General features: G+C 51.6%; 23 protein-coding genes, 1 tRNA gene and 1 pseudogene. 18 read left to right on the top strand and 7 right to left on the bottom strand.

The genetic code is table 11. From position 1 onward, the window contains the following. Positions 1-22: 22 nt before the first annotated feature. On the bottom strand, positions 23-1,042 hold the full coding sequence (gene trpS / locus LZ463_RS07480) for a tryptophan--tRNA ligase (protein ID WP_241454994.1): 1,020 nt from the start codon (positions 1,040-1,042) through the stop codon (positions 23-25). A 312-nt stretch (positions 1,043-1,354) separates the two neighbouring features. Here trpS and hemC point away from each other — a divergent pair, with 312 nt between their 5' ends. The 5 genes from hemC to ppa all read left to right on the top strand — a co-directional run bounded on the left by hemC (position 1,355) and on the right by ppa (position 6,100). Next, positions 1,355-2,302 (top strand): hydroxymethylbilane synthase, encoded by a 948-nt coding sequence (hemC, locus tag LZ463_RS07475; RefSeq protein ID WP_277623974.1) that lies wholly within the window; start codon positions 1,355-1,357, stop codon positions 2,300-2,302. Positions 2,303-2,314: 12 nt separating this feature from the next. Next, complete coding sequence (locus LZ463_RS07470) at positions 2,315-3,088, top strand: uroporphyrinogen-III synthase (protein ID WP_241454993.1); 774 nt, start codon at positions 2,315-2,317, stop codon at positions 3,086-3,088. 29 nt (positions 3,089-3,117) lie between these two features. Continuing rightward, entirely contained in the window at positions 3,118-4,245 is a 1,128-nt protein-coding gene (locus tag LZ463_RS07465; protein ID WP_241454992.1) for a uroporphyrinogen-III C-methyltransferase, read from the top strand. 4 nt (positions 4,246-4,249) lie between these two features. Next, complete coding sequence (locus tag LZ463_RS07460) at positions 4,250-5,446, top strand: heme biosynthesis HemY N-terminal domain-containing protein (protein WP_241454991.1); 1,197 nt, start codon at positions 4,250-4,252, stop codon at positions 5,444-5,446. A 117-nt stretch (positions 5,447-5,563) separates the two neighbouring features. Beyond that, positions 5,564-6,100 (top strand): inorganic diphosphatase, encoded by a 537-nt coding sequence (ppa, locus tag LZ463_RS07455; protein WP_241454990.1) that lies wholly within the window; start codon positions 5,564-5,566, stop codon positions 6,098-6,100. 101 nt (positions 6,101-6,201) lie between these two features. Here ppa and LZ463_RS07450 read toward each other — a convergent pair whose 3' ends face one another. Both LZ463_RS07450 and LZ463_RS07445 read right to left on the bottom strand, forming a co-directional pair. Beyond that, entirely contained in the window at positions 6,202-7,242 is a 1,041-nt protein-coding gene (locus tag LZ463_RS07450) for a serine/threonine protein kinase (RefSeq protein ID WP_241454989.1), read from the bottom strand. Positions 7,243-7,284: 42 nt separating this feature from the next. After that, positions 7,285-8,466: a GNAT family N-acetyltransferase gene (locus tag LZ463_RS07445; protein ID WP_241454988.1), complete on the bottom strand. Its 1,182-nt coding sequence runs from the start codon at positions 8,464-8,466 to the stop codon at positions 7,285-7,287. Between the two features lie 40 nt (positions 8,467-8,506). Between LZ463_RS07445 and LZ463_RS07440 the strand changes: the two genes are divergently transcribed. Then, positions 8,507-10,120, top strand: a complete 1,614-nt coding sequence (locus LZ463_RS07440; RefSeq protein ID WP_241454987.1) for an NAD+ synthase — start codon at positions 8,507-8,509, stop codon at positions 10,118-10,120. An 81-nt stretch (positions 10,121-10,201) separates the two neighbouring features. Further along, the gene (locus LZ463_RS07435) at positions 10,202-10,540 is read left to right on the top strand and encodes a P-II family nitrogen regulator (protein WP_241454986.1); all 339 of its coding nucleotides are present in this window, start codon (positions 10,202-10,204) and stop codon (positions 10,538-10,540) included. Positions 10,541-10,742: 202 nt separating this feature from the next. Here LZ463_RS07435 and LZ463_RS07430 read toward each other — a convergent pair whose 3' ends face one another. Together LZ463_RS07430 and trxB are read right to left on the bottom strand one after the other, a co-directional pair. Further along, entirely contained in the window at positions 10,743-11,378 is a 636-nt protein-coding gene (locus LZ463_RS07430) for a Smr/MutS family protein (RefSeq protein ID WP_241454985.1), read from the bottom strand. A gap of 37 nt (positions 11,379-11,415) precedes the next feature. Next, positions 11,416-12,360, bottom strand: a complete 945-nt coding sequence (gene trxB, locus LZ463_RS07425) for a thioredoxin-disulfide reductase (RefSeq protein ID WP_241454984.1) — start codon at positions 12,358-12,360, stop codon at positions 11,416-11,418. Between the two features lie 280 nt (positions 12,361-12,640). Between trxB and LZ463_RS07420 the strand changes: the two genes are divergently transcribed. The 5 genes and pseudogenes from LZ463_RS07420 to LZ463_RS07400 all read left to right on the top strand — a co-directional run. Continuing rightward, a complete protein-coding gene (locus LZ463_RS07420) occupies positions 12,641-14,977 on the top strand; it encodes a DNA translocase FtsK (protein ID WP_241454983.1) in 2,337 nt (778 codons plus the stop codon). Between the two features lie 18 nt (positions 14,978-14,995). Next, entirely contained in the window at positions 14,996-15,640 is a 645-nt protein-coding gene (gene lolA, locus LZ463_RS07415; RefSeq protein ID WP_347176248.1) for an outer membrane lipoprotein chaperone LolA, read from the top strand. A 9-nt stretch (positions 15,641-15,649) separates the two neighbouring features. After that, a complete protein-coding gene (locus tag LZ463_RS07410) occupies positions 15,650-16,096 on the top strand; it encodes an AAA family ATPase (RefSeq protein WP_277623973.1) in 447 nt (148 codons plus the stop codon). Further along, positions 16,089-17,405 (top strand): replication-associated recombination protein A, encoded by a 1,317-nt coding sequence (locus tag LZ463_RS07405; RefSeq protein ID WP_241454982.1) that lies wholly within the window; start codon positions 16,089-16,091, stop codon positions 17,403-17,405. The genes LZ463_RS07410 and LZ463_RS07405 overlap by 8 nt, the downstream gene beginning before the upstream one ends. 43 nt (positions 17,406-17,448) lie before the next feature. Beyond that, positions 17,449-17,700, top strand: a pseudogene (locus LZ463_RS07400) (transposase); the annotation flags it as partial. Between the two features lie 68 nt (positions 17,701-17,768). Here LZ463_RS07400 and LZ463_RS07395 read toward each other — a convergent pair. Next, positions 17,769-18,203: a winged helix-turn-helix transcriptional regulator gene (locus LZ463_RS07395; protein WP_241454981.1), complete on the bottom strand. Its 435-nt coding sequence runs from the start codon at positions 18,201-18,203 to the stop codon at positions 17,769-17,771. A 109-nt stretch (positions 18,204-18,312) separates the two neighbouring features. Between LZ463_RS07395 and LZ463_RS07390 the strand changes: the two genes are divergently transcribed. From LZ463_RS07390 to serS, 5 genes are all read left to right on the top strand, one after another. Next, the gene (locus LZ463_RS07390) at positions 18,313-18,930 is read left to right on the top strand and encodes an FMN-dependent NADH-azoreductase (RefSeq protein ID WP_241454980.1); all 618 of its coding nucleotides are present in this window, start codon (positions 18,313-18,315) and stop codon (positions 18,928-18,930) included. Positions 18,931-19,095: 165 nt separating this feature from the next. Then, positions 19,096-19,737, top strand: a complete 642-nt coding sequence (locus tag LZ463_RS07385) for an NAD(P)-dependent oxidoreductase (protein WP_241454979.1) — start codon at positions 19,096-19,098, stop codon at positions 19,735-19,737. Positions 19,738-19,754: 17 nt separating this feature from the next. Next, positions 19,755-20,441 (top strand): DsbA family oxidoreductase, encoded by a 687-nt coding sequence (locus LZ463_RS07380; RefSeq protein ID WP_241454978.1) that lies wholly within the window; start codon positions 19,755-19,757, stop codon positions 20,439-20,441. A gap of 473 nt (positions 20,442-20,914) precedes the next feature. Then, positions 20,915-22,351, top strand: a complete 1,437-nt coding sequence (locus LZ463_RS07375) for a DUF4139 domain-containing protein (protein ID WP_241454977.1) — start codon at positions 20,915-20,917, stop codon at positions 22,349-22,351. 115 nt (positions 22,352-22,466) lie between these two features. Further along, the gene (serS, locus tag LZ463_RS07370; RefSeq protein ID WP_241454976.1) at positions 22,467-23,762 is read left to right on the top strand and encodes a serine--tRNA ligase; all 1,296 of its coding nucleotides are present in this window, start codon (positions 22,467-22,469) and stop codon (positions 23,760-23,762) included. A 79-nt stretch (positions 23,763-23,841) separates the two neighbouring features. On the opposite strand, the gene LZ463_RS07365 is transcribed toward serS, so the two are convergent. After that, positions 23,842-25,620, bottom strand: coding sequence for a GGDEF domain-containing protein (locus LZ463_RS07365; protein ID WP_489686093.1), 1,779 nt, complete (start codon positions 25,618-25,620; stop codon positions 23,842-23,844). 336 nt (positions 25,621-25,956) lie between these two features. Between LZ463_RS07365 and LZ463_RS07360 the strand changes: the two genes are divergently transcribed. Continuing rightward, positions 25,957-26,046 (top strand) — tRNA-Ser (locus LZ463_RS07360). Positions 26,047-26,076: the final 30 nt, after the last annotated feature.

The following is a 26,076-nucleotide window of genomic DNA, read 5'->3' as shown; positions in this document are numbered from 1 at the left end:
GCAGATTTACCCGCCATGATGATCAGAAATGTTTCAAGCCGATGGCAGCCTTGACTTCATCGGTTGTCCGGGCAGCGATTTCGCGCGCCTTTCTGGTGCCGTCCTTGAGCATTTGCAAGACCTGGCCACGGTCTTTTGCAAACTCTTCACGGCGCTCACGTATCGGTTGCAGCAGATCCTGCAGTACGGCTTCGAGGCGCGCTTTGACGACGCTGTCACCAAGGCCGCCACGTACATAATGATCCTTCATTTCTTGCAGCGACGCTTTTTCTTCATCGAAGGCGTCAAGGTAAATGAAGGCGACATTGCCTTCCAGGTGGCCGGGGTCGCTGACACGCAGATGTAAGGGGTCAGTGTAGACATTACGTACGGCAGCCTTGATTTCAGCAGGACTGAAACCGAGATTGATGACATTGCCGAGTGACTTGCTCATCTTGGCCTTACCGTCTATGCCAGGCAGTCGACCAATTTCCGGTACCAGGGCCTGGCATTCAACTAGAATGTCCTTGTTGGCCAGGCGATTGAAGCGACGGACAATTTCATTTGTCTGTTCTATCATCGGTATCTGGTCTTCGCCAACTGGCACCAGGCTGGCTTTGAATGCCGTGATGTCTGCAGCCTGGCTGACCGGGTAGGTCAAAAAGCCGGCCGGGATGTCACGCTCGAAATTGCGCAGGGCGATCTCCTGCTTGATGGTGGGATTGCGTTCCAGGCGTGCTACCGTCACCAGGTTCAGGTAATAAAAGGTCAGTTCCGTCAGTTCCGGGATTTGCGACTGGATAAAGATCGTCGATTTTGCCGGGTCTATGCCTGCAGCCAGGTAATCGAGTGCGACTTCTATGACATTGTCATGCACTTTTGCCGGGTTATCCATATTGTCGGTCAATGCTTGTGCATCCGCCAACATGATATATTGCTCATACTGATGCTGGAATTTGACGCGATTGCGCAGGCTGCCGACAAAGTGGCCAAGGTGCAGGGGGCCGGTAGTGCGATCGCCGGTCAGTATCAGGTGTTTTTTATCTTCTGTGCTTGCTGGCATGCTAAATCCGTTTGGTGTTGCGGTGACAAATAAGTCAGAGTATACGTAAAAAATGCCGCTGAATCTTGAGCGGCATGGTTTCTATCAAGATGATATCAGGCGTGTCCTGTATCTATTCTGTCTCTATGATGCCGTTTTCGCTCATGCTGTGTCAAGTTTGACCAGATTTGCCGCCTGTTATGGAGCATTTCTGCACCGGTTTTGAGCAAAATTGGATAAAACCCGCATGTTGTCGGTCGATTTACTTATAAAGTCAATTCTTGCAATGATAAAATCAGGGTTTGTATTTTTTTAGCTGAAAGCAGTTTTATTTTGACATCCTTCGCTACTAAGAAATTGATTATTGCCTCGCGCGAAAGCCGTCTGGCAATGTGGCAGGCAGAACATGTGCGTGACCGCCTGGCAGCACTCTATCCTGATTGGCAGATCGACATCCTTGGGATGACGACCCGTGGAGACCAGATATTGGATAAAGCCCTATCCAAGGTCGGTGGCAAGGGTTTGTTTGTCAAAGAACTGGAAGTCGCCATGGCGGAAGGTCGTGCCGACCTGGCGGTACATTCGCTCAAAGACGTGCCCATGGACTTGCCGGAAGGCTTTGCCCTGGCAGCCATAATGGAGCGTGAAGATCCGCGCGATGCCTTTGTTTCCAATGACTATGCAAGTCTTGATGACTTGCCCGCCGGCGCGGTTGTCGGTACTAGCAGCCTGCGTCGCCAGGCGCTGATATCCGCTCGCTACCCGCATCTGGTGATACGGCCGTTGCGCGGCAATCTTGATACGCGCCTGCGCAAGCTTGACAACGGCGAGTATGCTGCCATCATCCTGGCCGCTGCCGGGCTCAAGCGCCTGGGGCTGCCTGAGCGTATCAGGGCCTGTCTGGAACCAGGGCAAAGCCTGCCCGCCGCCGGACAGGGGGCGATGGCGATAGAAATACCTGATAACAGACCAGAATTGCTCAGTCTGCTGGCCCCCTTGAACCACCGGGACACGGCATTGGCGGTGACAGCAGAACGCACGGTTTCCAAGGCTTTTGGCGGCTCCTGTCAAATCCCTCTGGCGGCATTTGCCACAGTGAATCAAGGGCAGATGCAAATACAGGCAATGGTCGCGACACCTGACGGTAGCCGTATTGCCCGAGCTGAAGTGAGTGGCGATGCCAGTCAGCCGCAGGCATTGGGTGCGCAACTGGCCGCTGCCTTGTCGGCTCAGGATGCAGAAGCCATACTGGCGGTATGCAAAGCAGAGATCAGCGAGTGATTTAGTCCAGGCATGTCTACTGCAGCCGTTATTCTGACCCGGCCTGTCGTTCAGGCACAGGACTTTGCCCACAAAGTGGTGGCAATGGGGCGTACTGTCGAGTTTTTCCCGCTGTTGGAGATTCAACCCTTGCAGGACAATGCGGCATTGCTTGCGCGGATAAAGCAGTTACATGACTATGCCCTGGTCGCCTTTGTCAGCCCCAATGCAATCGACGCTTTTTTCCGGCTGGTCACTGATTTTCCGACGAAATTGCCAATTGCAGTGATGGGCGAGGGTAGTCGTGCCTGCCTGGCCCGTCACGGGTTGCATGATCAGAATGCCCGTATTATCCGGCCTGGCAATCGCTTTAAAACTGATTCCGAGACTTTACTCGATGAACTTGACTTGCCGGCCTTGCGTGGTAAAAAGGTCTTGATTGTTCGCGGTGAGAGTGGCCGCGAATTGTTGGCCGATGCTTTGCGAACGAATGGCGTTGAAGTCGATCAGGTTGCTGCATACCGGCGTGTTGCACCGGAGCTGACCCCTGAAAGGGCAGATCAGCTGCGACGCCTGCTGGGGGCGTACAATGACTGGGTTATCACCAGTTCAGAGGCTTTGCGCAATCTGCATACTTATGTCATTTCATTACAACTGGATGACGACGTGGCAAAAATGCAACGGCAACACTTACTGATGCCACACAGCCGTATTGAAGAAACTGCCAAATCCTATGGCTTTCAGTCTATAACCCTAACAGCTTCTGGCGACGAACAACTACTTGTCGCGTTACAATCTCGTCTATGAGTGAACAGCAATCAAACCCCGAAGCCGCAATGACGGCAAATTCTGTCGATGCGACCACACGACAGCCTGCCCCAGCTTTGCCTGCTGAAGCAGTAAAAGAACCCGGTTGGGCAAATCCGGTCTACCTGGTGTCAGGTGTGCTGGCGGTTTTGCTGGCGGCAAACTGGTGGACTTCGCAAAACCAGATATCGACTCTGCGGGCAGAGGTGGCGCAAAGACTACAGAATGCCGATACCAATAGCAGCGAAACCAAGGTATTGGCGCGCAATGTCCAGGACACCGCCAAAGAAATCCAGTCCAAGGTTATTCTGCTGGAGGGCAAGCAATCGGAGGCGCAAAGCCAGCAACTGGCCCTGGAGCAGTTGTACCAGGATTTGTCCAAGAATCGTGACGACTGGGCGCTGGCTGAAATAGAGCAGGTACTGGCCACGGCCAGCCAGCAGTTGCAACTGGCCGGCAATGTGCCCGGTGCCCTGATTGCACTGCAAAATGCCGACAGTCGCCTGGCCAAGTCTGACAAGCCGCAATTCATTTCCATCCGTCGTGCAATCGCCAAAGATATAGAAAGACTGAAGTCCTTGCCAGCCCTGGACCTGCCAGGCGTGGCTTTGCGTCTTGACAGTGTGATTGCGCAAATTGACCACATCCCTCTGTGGGCAGATGAAAAGGCTGTGATAACAGCAACCCCGCCCAAAGCACCGCTGCGTGTATTGCCAAAATCGGCAGGGAATGCAAAGAGTGATAAAAAAACGGTTGATGATATAGAAGAAAGCACCTGGACCATGCGTTTGCAGGACGGCTGGCAAAGTTTTTCCAGCGAAATGTGGTCCGAGGTCAAGCAGCTTATACGCGTGAGGAATGTGGAAACGCCGGATGTACTTTTACTGACGCCGCAGCAATCCTATTTTGCCCGTGAAAACCTCAAGCTCAGGCTGCTCAACGCCAGGCTGGCGTTGTTGTCGAGAAATGAGAGCATATTCAGGAGCGACATGATTGCCGCTCAAGATGCGATTGCCAAGTATTTTGATACCCGCGCCAAACAGACGCAGACAGTGCAGGCCTTGTTGCGCCAGGTACAAGGCAGTAATCTGTCCATAGAAATGCCGACCCTGGCAGAAAGTCTCAATGCAGTACGTAACTACAAAGTGAAGCCTTAAGAGTATGCGAATCTTTATCCGGCTTCTGATTTTATTTGCACTTGCTGTCGGCCTTGCGGTTGGTGCTCGTTATAACCCCGGCAATGTGGTTCTGTTCTTTCCACCTTACCGGATAGACTTGTCGCTGAACTTCTTTGTATTTTTGCTGTTGCTCAGCTTTGTATTGCTTTATTTACTGATACGGGCCATCGTTACCACGCGCAAGATGCCGCGTAAGGTTGCCTATTATCGTCAAAACAAGCGTGAGAAAGACAGCAACAAGGCTTTGCGTGAATCCCTGAAAACCCTGTTCGAAGGTCGTTTTGGTCATGCTGAAAAAGCCGCAATGCGGGCAACGGAGTTGCCTGAAAACGCCGGCGTCGCTGCCCTGATCGGCGCTCGTGCAGCTCATCATATGAGCCAGTTTGAGCGCCGTGACTCGTGGTTGACGGGCCTCGAGTCTGAAGCCGGTTTCAAGGTGGCGCGTCTGGTCAGCATGACAGAATTGCTCGTTGATCAGCATCAGCCAGCCAAGGCGCTGGAAGCTGTACGTGAACTGAATGCCAATGGCACTCGCCATATCCAGGTATTGCGCTGGGCGCTCAAGGCGAATCAGCAGGCACAGAAATGGCAAGAAGTCTTGAAGCTGGTGCGTACCCTTGACAAGCATCGTGCCCTGCATCCGGCCTTGTCGCAGCGTCTGCGTGAACTGGCGTATGAAGATTTGTTAAAAAACCAGGGACATGATGCTGAATCAATACGTCGTGTCTGGTATGAGATTCCCCAGGCTGACCGTAAATCTGCCTTTGTTGCCTTTGCAGCAGCCAGCGCCTTCAATTCTCACGGTTTGTTTGATGATGCCCGCAGCATCGTTGAAAAAGCTCTGGCAGAAGAATGGGATGATCGCCTGATGCGGGCTTATCGCGATGCCGCAGCTTCAGAGGGATCGGCGGCGCTATTGTCACAAATTGAACATTGTGAAAAATGGTCAGAGGATCATCCAACCGACCCTGAACTGGCCCTGACGCTTGGTACACTATGTTTGCGCCAGAAGTTATGGGGCAAGGCACAAAGACATATGGAGCAAGCCCTGTCCGATGCCACAGACCCGCGTACCGTGCGTGAAGCCAACCTCAAGCTGGCGCAATTGCATGAAGCGCTGGGGCAGGCGGAAGAAGCGGCAAGTCATTACCGACAATGCGCCATTGCCACCATGCTATAAATCATGGGGCCAGATATTCGCTGCCAATACTGTTGCGTTGCACAATTTTGCCGGGATTAACTATATAATCTTGCCCCATACCATTTCTTCTATTGATACTTATACAGAAAGTGCAACATGAGCTTGAATAAAGTAGCAGCAGGTCGTGATCTGCCAAATGACTTCAACGTCATTATCGAAATCCCGATGAATGCGGACCCGATCAAATATGAAGTTGACAAAGACAGTGGCGCGATTTTTGTTGACCGTTTCATGGGCACAGCGATGCACTATCCATGCAACTATGGCTATGTACCACAAACTCTGGCTGGTGATGGTGATCCGGTTGATGTACTGGTGATCACACCTTTCCCGTTGATCCCTGGCGTGGTTGTGCGTTGCCGTCCTGTTGGCATCCTGAAAATGACGGATGAAGCCGGTAATGATGCAAAAGTACTGGCAGTACCTGTCGACAAGATTTTGCCTATCTATACACACTGGCAAAAACCTGAAGACCTGAATGAACTGCGTCTGCGTCAGATCCAGCATTTCTTTGAGCATTACAAAGATCTGGAACCTGGCAAGTGGGTCAAAGTTGATGGTTGGGGTGGCCCGGATGAAGCGCGTGCAGAAATTCTTTCCGGCGTGGAGAATTTCAAAAAAGCTGAAGCGTGATTTTCAATGAATAAAAAATGGGCGACTTGATGTCGCCCTTTTTTTTTGCCCGTTAGCATCGAATATGCTGCCTGACTGATTGTCTGCTCGGCCTCACAAATTCATAATCTGTGCATGACATAGACGGTGACTGCGACGATGGCCAATATCAGCGCCAGCCAGCTTATCCATGAATTTCTGTGCTCGTCATCAGTATTTCTTTCGCTGCTATAGCTTTCGCCTTGCTTTTGACGCTTGCGTTTCAGCTTCTTGTCCCTGTCCAAAAATTTTTCCAATGCCAGGGCCATTTCAGCGGCACTTTCATAACGCGCAGAAGGCTCTTTTTGCATCGCCTTCATGACAATTTTGGATAAGGAATCTGGAATGCCGGGGCGAACTTCTGATGGATTTTTAGGCGTTTTATTTACAATTTGTTGCAATAATTTGTCTACATCTTGCGACTGGAAAGGTTTTTGACCTGTCAGCATTTCGTACATTACTGCACCCAGCGAATACACATCAGTCAAGGCATTGACCTGCTTGCCATTGGCCTGTTCCGGTGACATGTAATTGGGTGTACCCATGATGTTATTGTTGAACAGCGTATGCGCTTGCTCGCGAGTCTCATCAAGTACGCGGTTGGGTGCGCGGGCAATGCCAAAGTCCACCACTTTCGGTTGCTGGTTGGGCAAGACAAAAATGTTGCCGGGTTTGATGTCCCGATGAATCACACCGTTGGTGTGTGCATAGGCCAGCGCATCAGCAACCTTTTTGATGAGGTTGGTAGTTTCGATAATATCGAACTGCTTGCCGTCTGCCAGCAAGTGCCTGAGGTCCTTGCCTTGCAAAAACTCCATTGCAATAAACGTCGTCCCACCTTCGCTTGATGCATCAAATATGGTGACAATATTAGGGTGCGATAACCTGCCTGCAGCCCTTGCTTCATTAATGAACTGTTGTTCGCGCTGTTTTTTGTCAGCGGCATTATTACCAGCACTAAATATTTTTATGGCAACATCGCGATCAATGACAGGATCGTGGCCCAGATACACGGCACCATTCGATCCCATGCCGATACGTTCGCTTAGATAAAAGCGTCCAACGCGTTTGTTCGGCAACGCTGCCGAAGGTGCAGCCGGGGTGCTAAGAAAATTATTTTGCATGGCGACAGGATGCCCTGATCTAGGCAAAATTTCAAGTGGACCTTATGTCAACTGTTTCAGACTTTTATAAGGAATGCGATCAATAAGCTCATTTAAATATAGTTCAACATCACCTGTTTCACGCTCTAAAAATTCAGATACTGCTCGGGCAAATTCTGAATGGCTCAAGTGATGGGCAGACCAGGTTTTGGTCGGTAAAAAACCGCGTGCCATTTTATGTTCGCCCTGTGCTCCACCTTCAAAAATGGAAATCTTTTTCAAAATGCAAAATTCTATTGCCTGATAATAAGCTGTCTCAAAATGCAGACAAGAATGCTGTTCCAGGCAACCCCAGTAGCGTCCGTAAACTCTCTGGTCATCATGGAAAAGCAGGGAGGCGGCAATTTTGTTTCCGTTCAGCAATGCACATATCAAATGTATATGCTCAGGCATGCTACTGCCTATGCGCAAAAAGAAATCGAGGTTCAAATAAGGTTTGGAATGATGTTCCCTGTAGGTCTGGTCATAGCACGATTTAAAAAAGAGCCAGTCTTCTTGTTGTATATCATTGCCTGACAGATGCAAGAACTGTATGCCTGCTTCTTCCACTTTGCGACGTTCGGAACGAATATTCTTACGTTTCTTTTTGTCCAGCGTAGACAGGAAATCTTCAAAGCTCTGGTAACCCTGATTTATCCAATGAAACTGCACTCCACTGCGCAGGAGATAACCTTTCTGGTTGAGCAGGAGCGCCTCTTCTTCGGGTAGGAACAGCAAGTGGCTGGAGGAGTATTCACCGGCTGTCTGCAGTTCCTGCAGGATGTTGATCAGGGCGAGCCTGCCCTCGTCGCTACGGGCCAGCAAGCGATTACCAGAAACGGGGGTAAATGGAATGGCGGAAAGCAGTTTGGGATAATACGACAATTCATGGCGTTCATAAGCCCTTGCCCATGCCCAGTCAAATACATATTCGCCATAGGAATGGCTTTTTTCATACAAGGGCAGGGCTGCAACTAATTGCTTGTCATCCCAGATGGTGATGAAGCAGCTTTGCCAACCAGTTTTTTCAACTGCTGAACCTGACTCTTCAAGTGCATGTAAAAAAGCATAAGACAGGAATGGATTTGCGTTTTCCTGGGCTGCGAGAAGATCATTCCACTCTGCTGCTGCAATGTCAGACAGTGAAGTCACGATACGCATGCGATAATGCGGAACTGCATGTGAAACTGAAGATTCTAATTTCATTTTCGCTAATTTTATTTTGATTTAAAACAGATTTGCCACCATGACTGTAAACGTTGCCATTGCCCAGATGAACAGCGTTGTCGGCGACCTAGCCGGCAATGCTGCACAGATAGTCGACTACGCCCGCCGTGCCGCCGCCGAGGGGGCAGATATACTTGTCACGCCAGAATTGTCTCTGGTTGGATATCCGCCCGAAGACTTATTGCTGCGTCAGGCGTTTTATGCCGAAACCAATCATGTACTCGATACATTAAAGAAACAGCTTACGCTATTTTCCGGACTTGCTGTGCTGGTCGGCCATCCCGATGAAGTCGATGGTAAACGATATAACGCCGTTTCTGTCTTGCAGGATGGTATGGTGATCGCCAGGTATTTCAAGCGCGATTTGCCGAATGACATGGTGTTTGATGAAAAACGTTATTTCTCTTCATCTGAACAGGCTTGTGTATTCATGATCAAGGGCGTCAGCTTCGGTATCAATATCTGTGAAGATACCTGGCTGCCCACTGCTCCGCTTGCCGCCAGACAGGCTGGGGCAGACGTCCTGCTGGTGCCAAATGGTTCACCCTATCACATGGGCAAACAGCACCAGCGCTACGACGTCATGCGTAACAATGTCATTTCGCAGGGATTGTCATTGGTTTATGCCAATCTCGTCGGCGGGCAAGACGAACTGATTTTTGATGGCAATTCATTTGTGATGGATGCACAAGGCCAGGTCTGCGCGCAACTCAAGCATTGTGCTGCGGACCTGCAAACCATCACATTCGATGGCCCGCAACCCTTGCCAGCGTGCATGGAAGCAATCTTGCCACTGGAAGCTCAGGTGTATCAGGCGCTGGTCATGGGGGTGAGGGATTATGTAGGCAAAAATGGCTTCCCCAGTGTCCTGCTTGGTTTGTCCGGTGGTGTGGATTCGGCCCTGGTGCTGGCGATTGCGGTGGATGCACTGGGTGCAGATAAGGTGAGGGCCATCATGATGCCGTCACCTTATACCGCTGATATCTCATGGATAGATTCACGCGATATGGTGGAGCGTGTCGGTGTACGTTACGATGAAATTGCCATCAGCGCCTGCTTTGATGCATTCAGGTCCACCCTGAGCCAGGAATTTGCTGGTCTAAAAGAAGACACGACCGAAGAAAACATACAGGCAAGGATACGTGGCACGCTTTTGATGGCGATGTCGAATAAATATGGTTCCATCGTATTAACGACAGGTAACAAGAGTGAAATGGCAGTTGGCTATTGCACCTTGTATGGCGACATGGCGGGTGGTTTTGCTGTCATCAAGGATATTGCCAAGACTCTGGTCTACCGGTTGTGTGCTTATCGCAATACGATATCGGCCGTGATACCTGAGCGTATCCTGACGCGTGCGCCATCGGCTGAATTGCGACCCGACCAGAAAGATCAGGATTCCTTGCCACCTTATGAGATTCTCGATGGCATCATGGCCATGTATATGGAAGAAAACAAGGCGCGCGCTGACATCGTTGCTGCCGGTTATGAAGAGGAAGATGTGGAGCGCATTACACGCTTGATTAAAATTAATGAATACAAGCGCCGTCAGGCGCCTATAGGCATCAGGATTACCCACCGTGCCTTTGGCCGTGACTGGCGTTATCCGATTACTTCGAAGTTCAGGGATTGAGGGTTGCTGCTGGCAAGGCAGTGGAAGAATCAGGCCGAAGATTCGCTTGAAAAATCATTTGAAATTACATGGGAGAAAAACATGAAACAAATTACCGCAATTATCAAACCATTCAAGCTCGATGAAGTGCGCGAAGCCTTGGCCGATGTCGGCGTCACTGGCTTGACTGTAGTTGAGGTCAAGGGTTTTGGTCGTCAGAAAGGCCATACAGAGCTGTATCGTGGTGCTGAGTACGTAGTTGATTTTTTGCCCAAGATCAAGGTTGAAGTCGTTGTCGATGACAAGATTGCCGATCACGTTGTTGACGCCATCATCAAGGCTGCCCACACAGGCAAGATCGGTGACGGCAAGATTTTCGTACAAAATGTGGAGCAGGTGATACGCATACGTACAGGCGAGACCGGACCTGATGCAGTCTGATTTGTATTCGCAGCTGATGTCGTGCAGTGGTTTTTGCCGAGCGTTGGCTGGTAAAAGGCGGATAACATGCTGACAAGGCTGGATCAATGATTTGATTTTTTCCAGCCTTGATGCATATATTGTTGTGGCAGTTTGTCTTGCAGTGTTTATGCAGGATTTGACGGTTGCAGCTTCACCCCGGTCAGGTGAAGCCTGTAATGAGCTAAGATTTCAGTAATACGATCAGCGCACCGGAACCGCCATCTGCAGCGGTGGCCTGACTGAATGCCAGTACCTCATCTTTTTGTATCAACCAGTTCCGGACTTTTTGCTTGAGTACCGGTTCCTTGTTGATGGAGCCCAGACCTTTGCCGTGGATGATGCGTACACAGCGTGTGCCATTGCGCATGCATTTGCGCAAGAATTCACCGAGACTGTCCCTGGCTTCATCACGGCGCAAGCCATGCAAGTCGAGCTGGGCCTGTATCACCCAGTGCCCCTTGCGTAATTTTCTGACGACATCCTGGCCTACGCCGGGTCTGGTGTAACTGAGATTTTCATCCGTTTCCAGCAAGGAGTCGGCATCAAATTCATCCGACAGCGATTCCTGTAATGCTGCCTGCTCGTCGGCCAGATGCTGGAAAGCCAGGGGTTCCGGGCGTGCAGGAACCGGATGATGCTTGACTGCTGTCTTGAGTGGCTCAACACTGCCTATGCTGGAACGGAAAATATTCGCCTCTTCCCTGGCTTTTTTTTCGCGTTCCAGACGCTGGGTTTCGGCAAGTTGCCGGCTTTCTTCTTGTTGTTTTAATTGCTGACTCAAGGACTTCAAGTCAGCAAGATTTTTAAAAGACGACATACTGCACTTTCTTCACTGATTTACTGCCTGAGTCTGTTTATTCTTCCAGAAAACGCTGTGCATCCAGCGCCGCCATACAGCCTGTGCCGGCACTGGTGATGGCCTGACGATACACATGATCCTGTACATCACCGGCAGCAAACACGCCTGGTACATTGGTGGCGGTCGCCATGCCTTCGGTACCGGTACGTGTCTTGATATAGCCATTGTGCATGTCCAGTTGGCCTTCAAAGAGGCTGGTATTGGGCTTGTGACCAATGGCGATGAAGACGCCATGCAAAGGTACGGCGGTGATGGCGCCATCGGTAGCCTTGATCCGGATGCCGGTCACACCGCTGTCATCGCCTACAACTTCATCAAGGGTGTGGTTCCATTTGACGTCGATCTTGCCCTCGGCCACCTTGGCCATCAGCCTGTCGATCAGGATCGCTTCTGCACGGAATTTGTCACGCCTGTGGATGACGGTGACCTTGCTGGCGATATTCGACAGGTAGAGCGCTTCTTCGACAGCAGTGTTGCCGCCGCCGACCACGGCCACCTCTTTGCCGCGATAAAAGAAACCGTCACAGGTGGCGCAGGCAGACACCCCTTTGCCCATGAAGGCCTGTTCAGATGGCAGACCCAGGTATTGCGCTGAGGCGCCGGTCGCAATGATCAGGGAATCACAGGTGTATTGCGCCTGGTCGCCGATCAGGCGTATGGGTTTTTCATCAAGCTTGGCAGTGTGGATATAATCAAAGATGATTTCAGTATTGAAACGTTCTGCATGTTGCAAAAAACGCTGCATCAGTTCCGGGCCTTGCACGCCCATGGGGTCGGCAGGCCAGTTTTCGACATCGGTGGTGGTCATCAGCTGGCCGCCCTGTTCCACGCCGGTGATCAGTACGGGGTTGAGGTTGGCGCGGGCGGCATAGATGGCAGCCGAATAACCTGCGGGACCAGAACCGAGAATTAAGACTTTAGCGTGTTTGGGTGTGGACATGACAGACCTGACAAAAAAGTTGATCGAGAGGCTGAAAAAAGCCTGTTGATAGCGTGCAGATGGCGTTTTTCATGCAAATTTCAAGTTTTTTGCTTATTTTGCATCGCTATTCTGAGATAAGACCAAATTATAGACTATCCTCATAGCAAGCGTCAGGTCACGGCGACCAATTGCAAGGCTTCAGTTTCAATTGTTACAGTGCACTTGTTTGGCGCGTACACGCTATCATGCTATCTTGTCAGCTTTCGATGGCTGCCTGGATGAGGTTTTTCCCTGTTTTATGACTACTAGTAACGAAGCTTATACACGAAGCAATAAAACTGCAGTTCCTGCGGCCCCGCCAAATCGTTTCCTTGTCTTGATCATGGAGGCAAAATGGATCGCCCTGGCGGCTCTCTGTGTCTGCCTGGTATTGATACTGGCGACTTATTCCACGCAGGACCCGGGCTGGTCCCGCTCTATCGATATTCCCAGGGTGCACAATATCGCTGGCAAATTTGGCGCCTGGCTGTCTGATGTAATGTTTTATGTGTTCGGTGTCTCGGCCTGGTGGTGGTGTGTCGCCGCATGCCGGCAGGTCTGGCGTTCATATAGCAATCTGGCGCAGCGGATGAAAATCAATCCCGAGCCTGAAGCTGATCTTGGTTTTCCAGAAATTCTTGTGCAAAACATCGGTTTTGGTCTGTTGCTGGCCGGTAGCATGGGGCTGGAATATTTGCGCATGTATAGCATCAAAGTGGCTTTGCCGCTAGCGCCCGGTGGTGTATTGGGTGAGCTGATAGGCAATCTGAGCTATTCGGCATTGGGCTTTACTGGTGCAACCCTGGCTTTGCTGTTGATGATAGCAATTGGTATCAGCCTGTACTTTAGCGTGTCCTGGCTGACCATTGCCGAGCGTATCGGTGCTGGCATAGAGCTGGCTTTTGTTTTTGTGCAAAACAAGCATGCTGATGCTGAGGACAGGCGCGTCGGCCAGACCGCCGCAGTCAAGCGCGAAGAGGTCGTCGTTCAGGAGAGGGCCAAGATAGTCGAAGCGCCGCCGATCAGAATAGAGCCACAAGTGGTTGCAGTACAGCGTTCTGAACGGGTGGAAAAAGAGAAGCAGGTTTCACTGTTTAATGAACTGCCAGACACCAATTTGCCACCTTTGTCTCTGCTGGATGAGCCGCCGCCGGTGCAGGAATCTGTCAGTGTACAGACCCTGGAATTTACCAGTCGCCTGATAGAAAAGAAACTCTCTGATTTTGGGGTGGAGGCCAAGGTGGTGGCAGCTTACCCAGGTCCTGTCGTTACCCGCTATGAAATCGAACCGGCTACCGGCGTCAAGGGCAGCCAGATTGTCAATCTGGCTCGTGATCTGGCGCGCTCATTATCACTGACGTCGATACGCGTGGTCGAAACCATCCCTGGCAAGAACTACATGGGACTGGAATTGCCCAATCCCAAACGCCAGATTGTGCGTTTGACCGAGATACTTGGCTCCAAAGTCTATAACGACAGTTCGTCCAGCCTGACTGTGGCCTTGGGTAAGGATATTGCGGGCCATCCTGTCTGTGCTGACCTGGCCAAGATGCCGCACTTGCTGGTCGCCGGTACGACAGGTTCTGGTAAGTCTGTCGGTATCAACGCGACCATTCTGTCTTTGCTGTACAAGTCTGACCCGAATGATGTGCGCATGATCCTGATCGATCCGAAGATGCTGGAAATGTCCGTGTATGAAGGCATACCGCATTTGCTGGCCCCGGTGGTCACTGACATGCGCCAGGCCGGCCATGCCCTGAACTGGGCAGTGGCAGAGATGGAGCGCCGCTACAAGTTGATGTCCAAGCTTGGTGTGCGTAACCTGGCTGGTTACAACCTAAAGATTGCCGAAGCAGCCAAGAAAGAAACGCATATCCCGAATCCTTTCAGCCTGACGCCAGATGCGCCCGAGCCTCTGGAAAAACTGCCGACCATCGTCATCATCATCGACGAACTGGCTGACCTGATGATGGTTGTCGGCAAGAAGGTGGAAGAGCTGATTGCCCGTATTGCCCAAAAAGCACGTGCAGCAGGCTTGCATCTGATCCTGGCGACACAAAGACCTTCGGTGGATGTGATTACCGGCCTGATCAAGGCGAATATTCCTACCCGTATTGCTTTCCAGGTAAGCAGCAAGATAGATTCGCGCACCATTCTTGACCAGATGGGTGCTGAAGCCTTGCTTGGTATGGGTGATATGTTGTACATGCCTCCAGGTACGGGTTTGCCTATTCGTGTCCACGGCGCCTTCGTGTCAGACGAAGAAGTGCACCGGGTGGTCGAGCACTTGAAAGCCCAGGGTGAGCCAAATTACATAGAAGGCATACTCGAAGGCGGTACGCTGGAAGAGGGCAGTGATGCCGGTGGCGAAGCGGCAGGCGCCGGTGGTGGTGAGTCTGACGCCTTGTATGACCAGGCTGTTGCCGTGGTGCTCAAGAATCGGCGTGCTTCGATTTCGCTGGTACAAAGACATTTGCGCATCGGTTACAATCGCGCCGCCCGTTTGCTGGAACAAATGGAACAAAGCGGGGTCGTATCTACCATGCAATCGAATGGTAACCGTGAAATCCTGGTGCCAGCCGGCAATACCGAATAGGACAGAATAGGAAAATCAGTGAAGAAACCATCCACCATATTGGCAAGACTGGCTGCCTGCGCAGTTGCCCTGGCTATGACGCCGGCACTGGCGTCGGCATCGGCTGTTGAGCAGTTCAAGTCTTTTGTCACCAATAATAAAAGCGCCAAAGGTGAATTTACCCAGCAGCAAGTCAAGGCCGATGGCAAGGTCAGCAAGACAGCAACAGGCAATTTCATCTTTGCCCGCCCTGGCAAGTTTGTCTGGGCCTACACCAAGCCTTATGAGCAAATCTTGCAGGCTGATGGCGATAAACTGTATATCTTTGATAAAGACCTGAACCAGGTCACCATACGCGCCCTGGGTAATGCCTTGGGCTCCAGCCCCGCTGCCATTTTGTTTGGCAGCGCCGGTTCGGCAGACCTCGATAAAAATTTCAGCTTCAAGGAAGTTGGTAACAAGCAGGGCATGGAATGGCTGGAAGCCACGCCAAAAACCAAGGACGCCCAGTTTGAAACCATAGGCATAGGCATGAAAGATGGCGTGCCGGTTGCTTTGGAGTTGCGCGACAGTTTTGGACAGTTTTCCATACTGACACTGAAGAACCTGGAAAAAAATCCTGCTTTGAAGCCTGAACAATTCAAGTTTGTCGTACCTGCCGGTGCCGATGTTTTTCGCCAGTAGCAAATGAGTATGGTACAGAATCAAACGCGCAAGAAACCTGCCCCCCTGGCGGAGCGCATGCGCCCGGCAACTCTTGATGACGTCATCGGCCAGCAGCATATACTGGGTGAAGGCAAGCCTTTGCGCGTGGCTTTCCAGTCAGGTGAACCGCATTCCATGATCCTGTGGGGGACGCCAGGTGTGGGTAAAGCCACGCTGGCCCGGTTGATGGCCGATACGTTTCATTGCGAATTCATCGCCTTGTCAGCAGTCCTGTCGGGCATCAAGGATATACGCGAAGCGGTAGAGCGTGCGCAGATTTTGCAGGCAACTTTGCATAGACGGACCATATTGTTTGTTGATGAGGTGCATCGCTTCGACAAAGCTGTCAAGTCATATATAAATCAATGGCTTACAAGACTTATTGTGCAGATTTTTAGGCTCCCCCATTGTTCTGTGGGGGCAAACCATGCCTGATCTGTTCACACAAGAACCTGCCGCACCACTTGCTGAAGCCCTGCGCCCCAAGACCTTGGACGAGGTCATTGGGCAGTCGCACTTGCTGGGTGAAGGTAAGCCTCTCAGACTGGCCTTCCAGTCAGGCAAGCCGCACTCCATGATCTTCTGGGGGCCGCCGGGCGTCGGTAAAACGACCTTGGCACGGCTCACAGCCACGGCCTTCAAGTGCGAGTTCATCGCCTTGTCTGCCGTTCTCTCCGGTGTCAAAGACATCAGGGAAGCAATGGAACAAGCGAGGCAGTATCTTGCTCAGGGCAAGAACACCATCTTGTTCGTAGACGAAATTCACAGGTTCAACAAGTCTCAGCAAGATGCTTTGTTGCCTCATGTGGAATCAGGACTGTTCACCTTCATTGGGGCCACCACAGAGAATCCTTCCTTTGAGGTGAATTCGGCTTTGCTGTCGCGGGCTCAGGTCTATGTGTTGAAGTCGCTGACGGATGAAGAACTGAAGCAACTGCTTCAACGGGCTCAAGAGAAGGCCCTTGGAGAGCTGGAGTTTGACGATCTGGCGCGGGATACCATCATTGGCTATGCAGACGGTGATGCAAGACGGTTCCTGAACCTGCTGGAGCAGTGCAAGACGGCTGCTGGTGCTGCTGGCGTACAGAGGGTTGATGCTGTCTTCATACAGAATGCCTTGTCCCTTAATGCAAGGCGTTTTGACAAGGGCGGGGACAACTTCTATGACCAGATTTCAGCCCTGCATAAGTCGGTTCGTGGTTCGCACCCAGATGCTGCCCTCTACTGGCTGACGCGCATGTTGGACGGTGGTGCTGACCCTCGCTATCTGGCACGGCGAATTGTTCGTATGGCTTGGGAAGACATAGGGCTTGCTGATCCAAGAGCCATGCAGATAGCTAATGATGCAGCACTGACCTTTGAACGGTTGGGAAGTCCTGAAGGTGAGCTAGCACTTGGGCAGGCTGTGATTTATCTGGCTGTTGCCGCAAAGAGCAATGCTGGATACAACGCCTACAACCAGGCCAGAGCCTTCGTGAAGCAGGATAAGAGTAGAGAAGTTCCTGTTCATCTTCGGAATGCACCAACAAAGTTGATGAAGGAACTGGGCTACGGGCATGAATACCGATATGCCCATGACGAACCCAATGCTTACGCCGCTGGTGAAACCTACCTGCCTGACGGCATTGCGGAACCGGCTTGGTATCAGCCAGTGCCAAGAGGGTTGGAAACCAAGATTGCTGAAAAGCTCGCTCTCCTGCGGAAGTGGGATGAAGAAGCGCGACGTCCCCCCGGAATTGAGTAGCGCCTGACTTTAGAGCCCAATCCCACCCTCTGGGAGATTGGACATGAAGAAGCGATTCGGTGAAGAACAGATCATTGGCTTTCTGCGGGAAGCGGAGGCCGGTTTGCCGATTGCGGAGTTGTGCCGAAAGCAGACATTCTCGAAAGCCAGTTACTACCTCTGGCGCAGTAAGTTTGGCGGCATGAGCGTGTCAGATACCAAACGTCTGAAGGAATTGGAGACTGAGGACACCCGGCTGAAGAAGTTGCTGGCCGAATCGCTACCGGAGAACGAGGTCGCGAAAGAGGCCCAACGACCATAACCGACCCAAAGCCGAAGTTCGACTCACCCAAAGTGCATGTCTGCTGCTCGAGGTTGGCAACCTCACCGCCGTTGATAGATAACGCCCTGTACGGAGATTCGCTCTGGTTCGGACTCTTCGTCAAAGCGCCTATGTGCTTCGGATATGGCTAGCTTGTTGGTATTAGCCCAGTTGACCAGCGACATTACTGGCCCTAGCAGCGTCATTCCCAATGCAGTGAGTTCGTAGTCAACTCGCGGCGGAATTGTTGGATACATCGTTCGGGTAATCAGCCCATCACGCTCCAGACCGCGCAGCGTCAGCGTCAGCATGCGTTGCGAAATGCCGTCTATTCCCCGTTTCAGCTCATTGAAACGCCTCGTTCCGTTTGCCAGCGTGGCGATGATGTAAAGGCTCCACTTGTCACCGATGCGATCCAGGATTTCGCGGGTGGCCTGGCAGCCTTCAGCATCGGGGTGGGGCATGTCTTTAGGTAGATCAATGTGACTCAGTGACATACATGTGCCTTCTTGTGGATTAACGACAGGAACTATACCATCCTTCATATAGTTTGGTAATTTAGGATTTTTTGATTACCTAGTTCTTATTTTATACTAAGGAGCCATTATGAGCCACATCCTACTGATTACCTCAAGCCCACGCGGGGCTGACAGCCTTTCTTCACGCTTCGCAACCGAGATTGCCGAAGGCATCAAGGTGCGCTCTGGCGGTACGCTGGCGGTGCGTGATCTCGCAGCAGATCCGCTCCCCCACATTACTTCGGCCTACATCCATGGCCGCATCACGGCGCCAGATATCCGGACGCCCGAGCAGGCTGAGGCAGTGGGGATCGCACAAGAGTTGGTTGATGAGTTAAAGGCCGCTGACGTAGTCGTGCTTGGCTCGGGAATGATCAACTTCGGACCGTCCTCGCAACTCAAGGCTTGGTTTGATCACGTCACTTGGCCTGCTGTCACTTTCGGCTACGGTGACACTGGGCCGAAGGGGGCGCTGACCGGCAAGAAGGTCTATCTCGTCACCGCCGCCGGCGGTGTGTTCTCGGAAGGCGTCTGGGCGCCGTTCGATTTCCACACCAACTACCTCCTGCACCTGCTCGGTTTCATTGGTTTGACTGACGTTGAGCTGGTGCGCGTCGAAGGCACTGTGTTCGGCCCGGATGCGGCAAAGGCCGCCATCGCCAATGCCGAAAGGGCAGTGCAAGCCCTGTTGGCGAAGGTGGCATGACCATCACTATGAAGAAGACCGTCGCTTTTTCGGCGTAGGTATGGGGCGAAATCGAGAAGCTCATCGGTCCTCAATTCGATCTGCCCACCGAACCTTCGACTGTCTGACTATGGAAAGCGCCCTCTGCGTGAAAGGGCAAAGAACTTCTATTTACCCGGGATAAAAATGAAACTCTCTTTATTTGGTGCGACCGGTCCGACAGGAAAACACATCATCGAAGAAGCCCTTAAGCAGGGCTACAGCCTGTCGGTCTATACGCGCGATGCCAAGAAGCTTGAAGCGTTAGCGGGAAAGGTCGAAATCGTCGTTGGTGACCTGCAGGACCGTGAAGCGATTGCGAAGTGCGTTCGCGGCGCCGATGCAGTAATCAGCGCACTAGGCCCCAACAGCCTGAAGGTCCAGGGGGATAGACCGGTCATGCATGGTCTGTCCAACATCATCTCCGCGATGAAGCAAGTGGGCGTACGTCGCCTCATCCAGATTTCCACTGCCGCATATCGCGATTCCAAGGATGGGTTCGCTCTCAAGGCGCATGCGTTTGTGTTGTTGTTCAAGGTGATCGTGCGCAAGGCATATGACGACATCAAGGCGACTGGTGAACTCATCGCCAATTCCGGTCTCGACTGGACATTAGTGAGGATTCCGAACCTCAAGGATGGTCCTGCAAATGGCAAGGTTGACGTGGGCTGGTACGGGCGGACCAAGCTCAGCATGAAGCTGTCCAGAGGCGATCTGGCGAAGTTTCTAGTAGGCCAGGTCACGGATAAGGCGTTCGTGCGTGCTGCGCCGGGTATCGCTAATCGCTAAAGCAGGAGACTGGAACCATGTTGCGAATCGACCTCTATACTGAGATCACCTGCCCCTGGTGTTTCGTGGGCCAGCACCGGCTCGACAAGGTTCTTCAGGAACGCTTCCCTGAGCTGGTCGCGGACATCCATCATCATCCAGTTCTTTTGTTGCCAGACGCGCCGGCGGCCGGACTCTACATCCCCGATCTGCTACGTGCGCGATATGGCGTGACAGATCCGAAGTCAGCATTTGCTCGCCCTGAAGCTGAGGCCCGCGCATCCGGCTTCGATCTGGATCTTGGTCGCCAGCTCTACGCTTACCCAACACAGGCTGCGCACGCCATCATCCTGGCAGCCAGAGAATACGGTACGCAGCACCAACTTGCCGTGGCCATCACGGACGCTTATTTCATTGCTGCGAGAAACATCGCTGATGTGGACGTGTTGGCTGATGTTGCTGCTGTCCATGAATTCGGCAGGGATGAGGCCCGCGCAATCGCACTCGATTTCTCCCAACACAAGCGGATTGAGCAAGAGGCGGTGAACTCCACTGTGGCAGGCGTTCGCTCGGTTCCGCACTTCGTTTTCGAAAACCGCTTTGCAATCAATGGAGGGCGCAGCGAAGACGAAATTGCTCACTCCATCAAGGAGACTGTGCATGCCGCCATGGGCGGCAAGCTCAATGGCGCGTGGCTTTCGACCTCGCTTGGACGACCTCGATGAATAGAACGTGCATTTGGCATCAAGGTCGCCCTACAATTTCTTGCAGAATTTCGTGCAAGGGCCACTAGTGTCCTGAGTTATTAATTTGTTGAACAAATTCGACGACAATCGACACGATACTGCGTCGCAAATGCTCGCAAGGCTCTAGCCTTGCGAGCATTTGCTCCTTGTCTCGTACCGATTTCGCCAGATTTGTTATTCCACGAATTTCTAACTCGGGACACTAGAAAAGCATATGGCCCGGCGGGTGAAACCTATCTGCCTGAGGACTTGGAAGCGAAGTCCTGATATCACCCGTACCACGCGGCCTGGAAATAAAAATTGCGGAAAAGCTGGTCAGCTTGCGCAGCTTGGACGAGCAGGCAAAATAAGCTGCTGTTAAAATGCTACTGTTAAACTTGTTGTAACAAGAAGGTGTTGTTGGCGGTACAGGCGCCAGCGGCATTTTTCTTCATCTTTATTGAGGATTTGTCATGCATACACCACTCGTAGCAAGCTTATTGTTATTGGCTCTGGTCTCCAGCGCCCATGCGCAAACCGAGGAGCAACGCAGCACGTTGGGTGACCAGAAAGAAGTCGCCGTCACTATCTATAATGAAAATCTTGCCCTGGTCAAGGACCAGCGGAAACTGCAACTGAAGCATGGCCCGGTCGCACTGGCTTTTCGTGATGTCAGCGCCAAGATGCGGCCAGAAACAGCTTTGCTGCGCAGCCTGACTTCGCCAGGTGGTCTGTCCGTTGTCGAACAAAATTTCAATTTTGATTTGCTGACACCACAAAAACTGCTGGAAAAATATGTGGGACGCAATGTCAGCATCATCCGTACCAATACCGCAACCGGTGCCGAAACCACCGAGTCTGCACAGGTCTTGTCTGCCAATAATGGCGTGGTCCTGAAAATAGGTGATCGCATAGAAACCGGCCTTCCAGGTCGCATCATTTACCCTGATGTGCCGGCAAATTTGCGCGACCGCCCGACCCTGGTGATGTCTCTCGACAATAATGGCGCGCAACAGCAAGACGTGGAACTTAGTTACCTGACGGCCGGCCTGTCATGGAAAGCCGATTATGTTGTGGAACTGAACGGTGCTGACGACAAGCTCGATATTTCCGGCTGGGTTACTCTGGGCAATACCAGTGGCAGCACTTACCGTAACGCCAAATTGCAACTGGTGGCGGGCGATGTCAACCTGGTCAAGCAAAGGGTTGAGATTACAGGCAGCGCTATCATGGCTGCACCAAAAGCCATGTTGAGAAAAGAAGCAATGGCTGAAGAGTCCTTGTTTGAGTACCATCTGTACACCCTGGACAGGCCAACGACCATTGCAGAAAACCAGACCAAGCAAGTAGCTCTACTGACTGCAGCAGGCGTGCCTGCACGCAAGGAATTGCTGTTGACTGGCAACGACTACTACTACCAGAGCAGCTATGGTGATCTGGGTCAGAAAATGAAAATAGGCGTCTTTGTCGAGTTCGACAACAAAGAAGCCTCGCATTTGGGTATGCCTTTACCTAAAGGTGTCATTCGTGTCTATAAAAAGGACAGTGCAGGCAATGCCCAGTTCATTGGTGAAGATAATGTCGATCACACACCAAAGAATGAAAAAGTCAGGCTCAAGCTGGGAGATGCTTTCGACGTCACTGCTGACAAAAAGCAGACTGACTTTAAAAAACTGCCAGGGGTTGGCAAGTACAATAATGTATTTGAAGCAGCGTTTGAAATCGTGTTGAAAAACGCCAAGAAAGAAGCGGTAGTGGTCACCGTGCAAGAACCCGTGCCAGGCGACTGGCAAATACTCAATAGCAGCCATCCTTATGTCAAGAGTGCCAGCAATACAGCGGTCTGGAAAGTCAGCGTTCCGGCAGAAGGTAATACAAAACTGGTTTACCGTACCCAGGTGCGTTATTAAATAATCATGTAAACCTGTGTTTATAGAGGCGACGGGCTTCCCGGCAAGCGAAAAATAGGGAATTTCCCCGTCCCTTGTTACAATAGTCAATTCGTTTAGTTCACCGCAATTAATCATGATAGATATTCAACTCCTGCGCAAAGACATCGCCAATGTGGCGGCCCGTCTGGCCACCCGTAAATTCCAGCTCGATGTGGAAGCCTTCAATGCACTCGAAGCAGAGCGCAAACTAATCCAGTCGCGTACTGAAGAATTGCAGGGCAAGCGCAATACCTTGTCCAAACAAATTGGTAATCTCAAGAGTAAAGGGGAGGATGCATCTGTATTGATGGCTGAAGTGGCCAGCATTCCGGAAGAACTGAAAGCTTCCGAAGTACACCTGGCAGATGTGCAAACCCGGATGAACAGTTTGCTACAGACTATTCCGAACCTGCCGCATGAGTCCGTTGCAGTCGGTGAAGACGAAACCGGTAATGTGGAAGTGCGTAAAGTCGGTACACCGCGCAACTTTGATTTTGAAGTCAAGGACCACGTGGATATCGGCTCTGCCCTGGGCCTGGATTTTGAAACAGCGGTCAAACTGACAGGTTCGCGTTTCTCTGTCATGAAGGGCGGTATGGCGCGTTTGCATCGTGCACTGGCGCAATTCATGCTCGACATGCAGACGCTGGAACACGGTTATACCGAGATGTACACCCCCTACATGGTCAATGCTGATTCCATGCGTGGCACCGGTCAGTTGCCCAAGTTTGAAGAAGACCTGTTTGCAGTGAAAAAAGGCGGACAGGACGGTGCAGGCGAGATGTTTTACCTGATCCCGACTTCAGAAGTATCACTGACCAATACCGTACGTGACGAGATCGTGGCTGCGGATGCTCTGCCAATCAAGATGACGGCGCATACTCCGTGCTTCCGTTCTGAAGCCGGCAGTGCAGGTCGCGATACCCGTGGCATGATACGTCAGCATCAGTTCGATAAAGTCGAAATGGTGCAGATTGTCCATCCTGAGAAATCGATGGAAGCCCTGGATGAAATGGTCGGACATGCAGAAGCTGTATTGAAAAAACTCGAATTGCCTTACCGTGTGATGAGTCTGTGTACCGGCGACATGGGCTTTGGCGCCTGCAAGACTTTCGATCTGGAAGTATGGCTGCCGGCACAAAATACTTACCGTGAAATTTCTTCGGTGTCGAATATGTGGGATTTCCAGGCGCGTCGCATGCAGGCTCGCTTCCGCAATGCCCAGGGTAAGCCTGAACCTGTGCATACCTTGAACGGTTCTGCACTGGCAGTTGGTCGTACCCTGGTGGCTGTATTGGAAAATTACCAGCAGGCTGATGGTTCAGTTGTCATCCCGACTGCCTTGCGTCCGTATATGGGGGGGATGGAAGTGCTGTTGCCCACAGCCTGATCCTGGTTCGCCACAAAAAGACCGTGCATCGCAAGATGACACGGTTTTTTTTGTTTTCTGAGTGTGCAAAACCTTTGAATCACGAAACCTGACTCACCAACAAATCTGCTTCAGAGCGCCTATCCACGAACAGGCTGTTGCCATGTATTTTCTTTGCCTGCTTTTTGGCGTCTGATGCAGCAATGGATATCTGATGGTGTGAATAGTAGCGATTGGCGCGCGATTTCACCACGCCCAGGGACAGGCTCACCAGGGGATAGAATACTTTCTTGCCTTGCCTGTCTTCACTTAAATATCCGCCCCTTTCACGGTCTTCATTGCTGTAAAAATCGTAGATTGCTGCCGCAAAGCTGGCCAGTATGGCCTGGCAGCGCACTTCCCAGTCTTCACTGCGGAACAGAATGATGAAGTCGTCGCCGCCGATGTGGCCGATGAAGTCCAGTTGCGGGTCGCAATGCTGTTTCAGCACTTCACTGGTCATCTGTATGATGTCGTCGCCACGCCGGTAGCCATAGACGTCATTGAATGGCTTGAAGTGATCGAGGTCGCAATAGCAGGCGCTGAAAGCCAGGTCTTTTTGCAGCAAGCGATCTATGTGCTCATTGATGGGCACATTGCCAGGCAGTTGTGTCAGCGGATTGGCATAGCGGGCCGCGTTGATCTGCATTTGCGTGATCTCGCGCATCAGGTCAGGGCCGGTGCCCAGGCCGATATAACGCCCCTGGTCAGTGATGATGATGCCGTTGATCAGATGTTCAGGATTGGCTTCGACGATGATGTGGCTGACATCCTGCATGCTGGTATTTTTATCGACGATGACAGGGTGCGGCTCCATGAACACCTTGCATGGTTTTTTGCCATACAGTTCACGCTGATAGGGGCGGGCGAAGCGATCTATCATGTGATAGCGATTGATCAGGCCTACCGGTATGCCGTCATCAACAACCGGGATAATCTGCAGCTTGGGATTTTGCAAAAAAATGTCGTCAACCTGGTTGTTCAGCATTTTTGAAGAGATCGTCGGCGGGGTCTTCAGTATCTTCTCAACAGTGACTGTTTGCTCAAAGCCCGAAGACCCCCGCTTTGCCGCCTGAAATTGATTGGGTGTCAAAATGCGGGCCACTTCAGCAGAAACGGCACGCGCCGGGGCAGGGTGGGGGCGAGCAATGTGATAACCCTGCCCGCAGGCTACACCAAGGTCGCGCACGGCCAGCAATTCTGTCTGCGTTTCTATGCCTTCGGCAATCACGCGTGTGCCAGACTTTTCGGCGATGCTTTGTATAGACCTGACAAACTGCGCCTTGACAGGGTCATGGTCTATACCCTGGATAAAATGCATGTCTATCTTGACATATTCAGGCTTTAATTCTGACCACAGGCGCAGGCTGGAAAAACCTTCGCCAAGATCGTCAATCGCAATCTCAAATCCCATTTCGCGATAATGAATGACTGCTTCACATAACAAGGCGTAGTCATGCGTAGGCTGGTATTCAGTCAATTCTATGATCACCCTTTGCGGGTTGATGCCCAGTTCATGGATGTAGTCGAGTGTTTCACCATAGCGTACATCGCGCTGCAGCAGGCATTCAGGGCTGACGTTCAGGAATAATTTACCGGGCAGTTTTTGTGCCGCAAACTGCTCCAGCACCACGCGACGGCATAAATGCTCGACAGTGACAGTCAGATTATTTTCCCAGGCTGCCTTAAACAGATTGACCGGCGAATGCAAAGGACTGTCCGAAGGCCCGCGTATCAGACCCTCATAGCCAAGGATGTCGCCATTCTGCATTTCCACTATGGGCTGGAAACGCGCAGTCAGCAGGCGCTGATCAATAATGCGCTGTAATTGCGTCTGCATCATGGCATCAGTCTGTGCACCCAGAATGTTGATATCCTGAGGTGACACCAGATTCTGCTGAGACAGGTAATCCATTGTATCCTCTGCTAAACAACTTTCCATGACAACCAGCCTTGCTTGAAATATAAAAAACCTTGTTGCAGCAGACGCAAAATCGTCGAATCTACCGTATGGCAACTGAATATAATCTTGCTTTATGACATCTTCATGTCGTCTTGCGATATGGAAAAAATATGCAAGAAGCCAGTCCGGGGTGAAATAGCAGCCACAATTTTGCTTTGGACAAGTTCTTTGCTATAATCGTAGGCTTCGTTATCACAACGAACAACCAAAGCCGGAGAGGTGGCAGAGTGGTTGAATGTACCTGACTCGAAATCAGGCGTAGGGTCAAACCTATCGGGGGTTCGAATCCCCCCCTCTCCGCCAGAATATGAAAAGCCCTTGAGTTAACTCAGG

It is taken from the genome of Undibacterium paludis (assembly GCF_022568815.1).
In the GTDB taxonomy this organism is placed as follows: domain Bacteria; phylum Pseudomonadota; class Gammaproteobacteria; order Burkholderiales; family Burkholderiaceae_D; genus Undibacterium.
Note: the sequence above shows the minus strand (reverse complement) of the source record. Positions and strands in the feature narration are given on the sequence as shown.

Bases quoted from the DNA above. Each gene is read 5' to 3' on its own strand.
- trpS (WP_241454994.1), bottom strand. From the start codon at position 1,042: ATGCCAGCAAGCACAGAAGATAAAAAACACCTGATACTGACCGGCGAT.
- LZ463_RS07470 (WP_241454993.1), top strand. From the start codon at position 2,315: ATGTCTACTGCAGCCGTTATTCTGACCCGGCCTGTCGTTCAGGCACAG.
- LZ463_RS07465 (WP_241454992.1), top strand. From the start codon at position 3,118: ATGACGGCAAATTCTGTCGATGCGACCACACGACAGCCTGCCCCAGCT.
- LZ463_RS07460 (WP_241454991.1), top strand. From the start codon at position 4,250: ATGCGAATCTTTATCCGGCTTCTGATTTTATTTGCACTTGCTGTCGGC.
- ppa (WP_241454990.1), top strand. From the start codon at position 5,564: ATGAGCTTGAATAAAGTAGCAGCAGGTCGTGATCTGCCAAATGACTTC.
- LZ463_RS07450 (WP_241454989.1), bottom strand. From the start codon at position 7,242: ATGCAAAATAATTTTCTTAGCACCCCGGCTGCACCTTCGGCAGCGTTG.
- LZ463_RS07445 (WP_241454988.1), bottom strand. From the start codon at position 8,466: ATGAAATTAGAATCTTCAGTTTCACATGCAGTTCCGCATTATCGCATG.
- LZ463_RS07440 (WP_241454987.1), top strand. From the start codon at position 8,507: ATGACTGTAAACGTTGCCATTGCCCAGATGAACAGCGTTGTCGGCGAC.
- LZ463_RS07435 (WP_241454986.1), top strand. From the start codon at position 10,202: ATGAAACAAATTACCGCAATTATCAAACCATTCAAGCTCGATGAAGTG.
- LZ463_RS07430 (WP_241454985.1), bottom strand. From the start codon at position 11,378: ATGTCGTCTTTTAAAAATCTTGCTGACTTGAAGTCCTTGAGTCAGCAA.
- trxB (WP_241454984.1), bottom strand. From the start codon at position 12,360: ATGTCCACACCCAAACACGCTAAAGTCTTAATTCTCGGTTCTGGTCCC.
- LZ463_RS07420 (WP_241454983.1), top strand. From the start codon at position 12,641: ATGACTACTAGTAACGAAGCTTATACACGAAGCAATAAAACTGCAGTT.
- LZ463_RS07410 (WP_277623973.1), top strand. From the start codon at position 15,650: ATGGTACAGAATCAAACGCGCAAGAAACCTGCCCCCCTGGCGGAGCGC.
- LZ463_RS07405 (WP_241454982.1), top strand. From the start codon at position 16,089: ATGCCTGATCTGTTCACACAAGAACCTGCCGCACCACTTGCTGAAGCC.
- LZ463_RS07395 (WP_241454981.1), bottom strand. From the start codon at position 18,203: ATGTCACTGAGTCACATTGATCTACCTAAAGACATGCCCCACCCCGAT.
- LZ463_RS07390 (WP_241454980.1), top strand. From the start codon at position 18,313: ATGAGCCACATCCTACTGATTACCTCAAGCCCACGCGGGGCTGACAGC.
- LZ463_RS07385 (WP_241454979.1), top strand. From the start codon at position 19,096: ATGAAACTCTCTTTATTTGGTGCGACCGGTCCGACAGGAAAACACATC.
- LZ463_RS07380 (WP_241454978.1), top strand. From the start codon at position 19,755: ATGTTGCGAATCGACCTCTATACTGAGATCACCTGCCCCTGGTGTTTC.
- LZ463_RS07375 (WP_241454977.1), top strand. From the start codon at position 20,915: ATGCATACACCACTCGTAGCAAGCTTATTGTTATTGGCTCTGGTCTCC.
- serS (WP_241454976.1), top strand. From the start codon at position 22,467: ATGATAGATATTCAACTCCTGCGCAAAGACATCGCCAATGTGGCGGCC.
- LZ463_RS07365 (WP_489686093.1), bottom strand. From the start codon at position 25,620: ATGCAGACGCAATTACAGCGCATTATTGATCAGCGCCTGCTGACTGCG.